We start from the raw sequence: 5,551 nt of genomic DNA, 5'->3' as shown, positions 1-5,551 counted from the left end.
TCGCTGCTTGATCAAGCGCAAATCAAACCGCTCGGAGGACGTCGCCGGAGAATTTCCACCACTTTCGAGACACAACCGTCCCAAGCGGCATGACAGGCTGTGCCGGAGTGTCCCTTGCTGCTGGGGCCATTCCGGCGCCGCGCGCAAGCGCTACGTCCGTCACCGTGCCCGGCGATGTTCGGGTGCGCCCCTCGTCCGTTGTCCCCCCGACCGCTATCGCGGCGCCTGCAAGATCGCTGCTGTGCCCGTGCGGCGAGGCGCCGACCGCAGAGGTCCCCGTCGGCTCTGCCCGATCCGGCACCGGGGGGGGCTCTGTCGCCATGACCTTGCGATCTGACCCGTCTGTCTCGCCGGGCGCGGTCCGCGCTGAAGACGACACGGATGGCGGCACGTGATGGGTCGCGTCGGCGTTGATGTCTTGTCCTGCGTCATGTCCCGGTCTGGGATAGCTCGCGAGATCGGTCGCGGGCATGTTTCTTTCGTCGATGTCCCGATCAGTATCCGGACCGGCTGTCTCGCCCTCGGGCGTCTCGGAGGGTGTCCCGTCCTGCGGTTCTGCCGGTTGCGGTGACGCGGGGTCGCGCCTCCCGGCCGGCCCCGACCCACCGGCGGAGGCGTCAAAGACCGTGCCGAACGACCTTGACCCCGGTTCGCCGGGTGTCACTGGCGGCCGGCCCCTGTCGGCCGTGTCCTGACGCAGGATCGCGGGCGTGGTGTCGGCCGATGTGCTGAGATGCGGCATGCTGATGCTCCGGGGTTCGCTGTGCGTGGCCCCATCATGGCAACAACCGGTTACTGATTCTTTACCGCTTTGCTGTCTGATGCGGCTTACTATCATCAATCCGAGGTAATCCCGTGACAGATCTTTCACCACTTCACCCGGTTGCCGCCCCCCGGCCTACGGCACAGGCCAACCCCGAACTGCGCGCCGTCGCCGAAAGGCTCGAGGCGAACTTTCTGGCCGAAATGCTCAAATCGGCCGGGGTCGGCGAGCAGGATAACAGTTTCAGCGGCAGTCCCGGCGAATCGCAATTCGCGTCGTTCCACCGAGAGGCCCTCGCACGTGAAATGGTGCAGAGTGGCGGCATCGGGCTCGCTGATATCTTCCAGGCGGCATTGAAGGAAAAGACCAATGACAGATGAAACCGAAGATCTGATGATCGCGCGACTCGACGCGCTTCTCGATGACGAACGCGCCGCCCTGCTCAGCGGTGATCTGGGACGGATCGCCGCCGGGGTAGAGGAAAAGGAACGACTGATCGACGCGCTCAACGCCGTCGGGGGCAGACAGCAAGACCTGGGCACCCTGCAGGCCAAGCTGGTGCGCAATCGGGGCCTTCTCGACGGCGCGCTTCAGGGCATCCGATCCGTCGCGGCGCGCATGGCGACCTATCGCCAGATACGCAAATCGATGGAAACCTACGACCGGCAAGGGCGCAAGCACACGATCCCCGGAGACGTGGCGCATACTGTTCAGAAACGCGCGTGACGGTTTGACTCAAATGCCATGGAAATCACCGGGTGGGCTTAGTTTTGCATTAGGGATTGGCAGCGCATGGTGCCCCTGCATCCACGCAAGGATGGCGCGATCCGGGCCCTGGGGGCGGGACGCATCGGTCAGAATGACGGCACAACCGACTTCGGTCGGGACTGACACCTATCAACGGCGCGAAGCGCCACATGCAAAAGGAAAACGCTATGTCCAGCATTCTGACGAACAACAGCGCGATGGTCGCGCTGCAAACCCTGCAATCGGTCAACTCCAACCTGGCCAAGACCCAGGACATGATCTCGACCGGCAAGAACGTCGCCTCGGCCAAGGATAACGCCGCGATTTTTTCCATCTCGAAGGTGATGGAGTCCGACGTCAAGGGCTTCAAGGCCATCTCTGACAGCCTCTCGCTGGGTGAATCGACTGTGGCCGTCGGGCGTCAGGCTGCAGAGGCGGTCACCGACCTGTTGACGGAAATGAAAGGCAAGATCGTCGCGGCCCAGGAGGAAAACGTCGATCGCGGCAAGATCCAGACCGATATCGAGGCACTGACCAAGCAGATCGGCTCGGTCGTGGGCGCGGCGCAGTTCAACGGGCTCAACCTGCTGTCCAACAGCGATACGGCGCTCGGGTCCAGCAAGGTCGATATCCTGTCTTCGCTGGACCGTGCATCCGATGGCACCGTGACCGACAAGGCTATCACCGTTCAGAAACAGGATCTTGGCACGCAGGAATTGACTGCGGGAACCACCGGAACCGATGTCGGCGAAACCACGGCGGCGCTGGCCGATGGCACCTCCGGTCTTTTTGCAACTTTCGTGAATGCCACAGCCGGTGATGCGACCGGACAAATCGGTGGCGGCATGACATTCACGGCGCAGAGCGCGGCGGCCGGCCTCTCCGAAGTCGCGGTCGTGGCGAAGGATGGAGACACGCTCGAAGACATCACGGCTCAAATGGTCACCCGGCTGAACGAACAAGCGGTCGAAGAGGGTATCAACCTGACCTTCGCAGCGGGAACCAATGCCGGCGAGATTGACGTGACCAACGATACCGGCCTTGGTCTGGCCATTGCTGCAAGCGATGCATCGCAGGATGATGGCAGCAACCAGGACGGCGTCGCCGCTGGTGGTCTGGCGGCCTTGGCCACGCTTGATGTAAGCACGTCCGAGGGTGCCACCGCTGCGCTTGACGCGATCGAGGGTCTGACCCAGACCGCGATTGGTGCCGCCGCCACGTTCGGCTCCGCCCAGGGCCGCATCGAGATCCAGAATGATTTCATGGGCAAGCTGACCGATGCGCTCACCTCGGGGATCGGCTCTCTGGTCGATGCCAATATGGAAGAGGCATCGGCGCGTTTGCAGGCGCTGCAGGTGCAGCAGCAGTTGGCGACGCAGTCGCTCTCGATCGCCAACCAGGCGCCGCAAGCCCTGCTGTCACTCTTCCGCGGCTAATTCGGTCAGGGGCGCCAATCTGGCGCCCCTGAGCATCGGCTTGAATTCCCCACGACATTTCTGGAAAGGATAACACGTGAACGCGATCCTGCAGGCACAAACGGCTTACGGTGCACAGGGCGGACCTGTCCGTACGCCGCGCGCCGTGGAATACGATACCTTCGCGCGGGTGACCCATCGGCTCAAATCCGCAGTCGAGAACCGTCATGCACCGGCAGCTCTCGCCACGGCGGTTCACGACAACCGGCGGCTCTGGACGATCCTTGCCGCGGACGTCGCCGATGCGGCCAATCCATTGCCCAAGGATCTGCGCGCGCAAATTGTCTATCTGGCCGAGTTCACGCGACAGCACAGCGGCAAGGTCTTGCGGGACGGTGCGGATATCACCCCTCTGATCGACATCAACACCGCCATGATGCGCGGTCTGAGCGACAGCCGGGCAGACGGATGAGCGGTCTTGTCCTGAAGCTCGGCCCAAGGGAGCGGGTCCTGATAAATGGAGCCGTGATCGAGAACGGCGAGCGCCGATCAAGCCTGTTGGTGAGGACTCCGAACGCCAACATCCTGCGCCTGCGCGATGCCATTCATCCCGATGAGGCAACCACGCCGGTGCGACGTGTCTGCTATAACGCGCAACTGGTTCTGACGGGCGACAGTGACCCGGATGTGGTGCGTCCGCGGCTTCTGCGCCAGATCGAAGAACTCAGCCAGGTGCTGCGCGATCCCGACAGCCGCGCCCTGCTGGCGCGCGCGACCCAGGATCTGCTGACAGATCAGCATTACCAATGCCTCAAGGCTCTTCGCGCGCTCTTGCCGCGCGAAGAGCGGCTGATGGCCCATGGACGTCCATCATGACGTTTCAGCCTGTTCTTGCGTCTGGTGGTCTGTCCGGCTGGGCCTTGCTGACCCGGACGATGGATCGTCAGACGGATCTCTTCAACCAGTCGCCCAAGATCGTGCGGGACACGGAATATTTTGAAACAAAAATCGGCGACATAAAGACGGCTGATGAGTTGGTCTCTGATCGGCGTCTCTTGCGCGTCGCGCTTGGCGCATTCGGGCTGCAGGACGACATCGACAGCCGCGCCTTCATCCGGACCATTCTGGAAGAGGGCACGGATCGCCCCGACGCGCTTGCCAATCGATTGACCGACCCGCGCTACAAGCAACTGGCCGACGCGTTCGCATTCTCGGATGATCGGACATCCCGCGCGCAGGAGCCCGGTTTCGGGGCGAAGATCGCCGATCAGTTCCGACGCCGGGAATTCGAGGTGGCTGTGGGCGATCAGGATCAGGCCTTACGTCTCGCCTTGAACGCGGAACGGGAACTTGGTGCCATCGCGACGGGAGAGGGGTCTGAGAACGCGCGATGGTTCGGCATCCTTGGCAATACCCCGCTACGTCGCGTGTTCGAGACCGCACTGGGATTACCGAAAAGTTTCGCGCAGCTAGACCTCGATCGGCAATTGGCTGAAATCAAATCCCGTGCGGAAAGCCAACTCGAAATAAAGTCATTGTCCGATCTGGGTGATGTGAAGGTGCAGGAACAGCTTATCCGGCGTTTTCTGGTGCGCGACCAGATCGCCAGTTTCAATGTCCAGTCCTCGCAATCCATAGCATTGTCGTTGCTGCAATCAGCCCCGCGCGCGTTTTGACCCCGAAGGGTCACGGCACCCTCACCGGAGGCCCGAGGCATGCATTCAAGGGCGCGCGCTCAATGCGGATCCCCGATTACCGGCCCCGGCCCGCCGCATGATCACCGACAGCCGGGCGAAACTGTCGCGGCTGGTACCCGTTTCGGTGTCACCGAGAAAGCCGTCAAGCTCTGGCCAGATGCGTATCGCCTGATCCAGCTCGGGGTCACTGCCGTCGACATACAGTCCCGCTTTGAGCATGGTTTCCGCCCGCCCGTAGCTGCCGAGATAGCGCCGTGCCTGCGCGACGAGGGCGTTCTCGTCCGTGTCAAGAGCACCGGGGAGGCTACGCGACACGGAGCGCAACAGGTCGATCGCAGGAAAGCGTCCCCTCTCTGCGATCTCGCGATCCAGAACGACATGCCCGTCGAGCACCCCGCGCAGAATGTCGGCGATCGGTTCATCCATGTCCGATCCCGCGACCAGAACGGTCAACAGCGCCGTTATGTCGCCCGTTGCGCTTTCGCCGGGGCCGGCCCGTTCGCAAAGCGACATGATCGCCGGGGCGGTCGAGGCAGGATACCCTCGAAGCGCGGGCAGTTCACCAGCAGATATGGCGATTTCGCGATGAGCTTCCGCGAAACGCGTGATCGAATCGGCCAGAAAAAGCACATGCTTTCCCTGATCGCGAAAATGTTCAGCCACGGCCATTGCCGTCCAGGCGCATCGCCGACGTACCACCGGCGAGCGATCCGAGGTTGCCGCGACGATGACCGCTCTGCGCATGCCCTCGGGGCCCAGCACATCGCGTATGACGTCGCCCAGTTCGCGCCCGCGTTCCCCAATCAGCGCTATCACAACCAGGTCGGCCTGCATGTTTCGCGCCAGATGCCCGAGCTATGCCGGAATCTGGGTGACGCGGCCTGATCAAGCGGCGCGGTTTGCAGTGTCATTTTCGGCGACACCGTCGG

7 protein-coding genes and 1 pseudogene are annotated in these 5,551 nt (G+C 62.7%); 6 read left to right on the top strand and 2 right to left on the bottom strand.

What is annotated here, in order from left to right; all coding sequences use genetic code 11:
- Positions 1–22: 22 nt before the first annotated feature.
- Positions 23–742 carry a hypothetical protein gene (locus ACROSR_RS19995; RefSeq protein WP_432687645.1) on the bottom strand — a complete coding sequence of 240 codons (720 nt, stop codon included), beginning with the start codon at positions 740–742 and terminating at the stop codon, positions 23–25.
- A gap of 113 nt (positions 743–855) precedes the next feature.
- On the opposite strand from ACROSR_RS19995, the gene ACROSR_RS19990 reads away from it, so the two are divergent.
- The 6 genes from ACROSR_RS19990 (at position 856) to ACROSR_RS19965 (ending at position 4,601) form a co-directional block, all read left to right on the top strand.
- Positions 856–1,143: a rod-binding protein gene (locus tag ACROSR_RS19990; protein WP_432687644.1), complete on the top strand. Its 288-nt coding sequence runs from the start codon at positions 856–858 to the stop codon at positions 1,141–1,143.
- Positions 1,133–1,489 carry a flagellar protein FlgN gene (locus ACROSR_RS19985; protein ID WP_432687643.1) on the top strand — a complete coding sequence of 119 codons (357 nt, stop codon included), beginning with the start codon at positions 1,133–1,135 and terminating at the stop codon, positions 1,487–1,489. Before ACROSR_RS19990 ends, ACROSR_RS19985 begins: the two co-directional genes overlap by 11 nt.
- 209 nt (positions 1,490–1,698) lie before the next feature.
- A complete protein-coding gene (locus tag ACROSR_RS19980; protein WP_432687642.1) occupies positions 1,699–2,946 on the top strand; it encodes a flagellin N-terminal helical domain-containing protein in 1,248 nt (415 codons plus the stop codon).
- A gap of 76 nt (positions 2,947–3,022) precedes the next feature.
- The gene (gene flaF, locus ACROSR_RS19975) at positions 3,023–3,397 is read left to right on the top strand and encodes a flagellar biosynthesis regulator FlaF (RefSeq protein WP_432687641.1); all 375 of its coding nucleotides are present in this window, start codon (positions 3,023–3,025) and stop codon (positions 3,395–3,397) included.
- Positions 3,394–3,801, top strand: a complete 408-nt coding sequence (flbT, locus tag ACROSR_RS19970; protein ID WP_432687640.1) for a flagellar biosynthesis repressor FlbT — start codon at positions 3,394–3,396, stop codon at positions 3,799–3,801. Before flaF ends, flbT begins: the two co-directional genes overlap by 4 nt.
- Positions 3,798–4,601, top strand: a complete 804-nt coding sequence (locus ACROSR_RS19965) for a DUF1217 domain-containing protein (protein ID WP_432687639.1) — start codon at positions 3,798–3,800, stop codon at positions 4,599–4,601. The genes flbT and ACROSR_RS19965 overlap by 4 nt, the downstream gene beginning before the upstream one ends.
- Positions 4,602–4,646: 45 nt before the next feature.
- On the opposite strand, the pseudogene fliI reads toward ACROSR_RS19965, so the two are convergent.
- Positions 4,647–5,477: pseudogene (gene fliI, locus ACROSR_RS19960) on the bottom strand (flagellum-specific ATP synthase FliI); the annotation flags it as partial.
- Between the last annotated feature and the right edge of the window lie 74 nt (positions 5,478–5,551).

It is taken from the genome of Roseovarius tibetensis (assembly GCF_050896375.1).
In the GTDB taxonomy this organism is placed as follows: domain Bacteria; phylum Pseudomonadota; class Alphaproteobacteria; order Rhodobacterales; family Rhodobacteraceae; genus Roseovarius; species Roseovarius tibetensis.
Note: the sequence above shows the minus strand (reverse complement) of the source record. Positions and strands in the feature narration are given on the sequence as shown.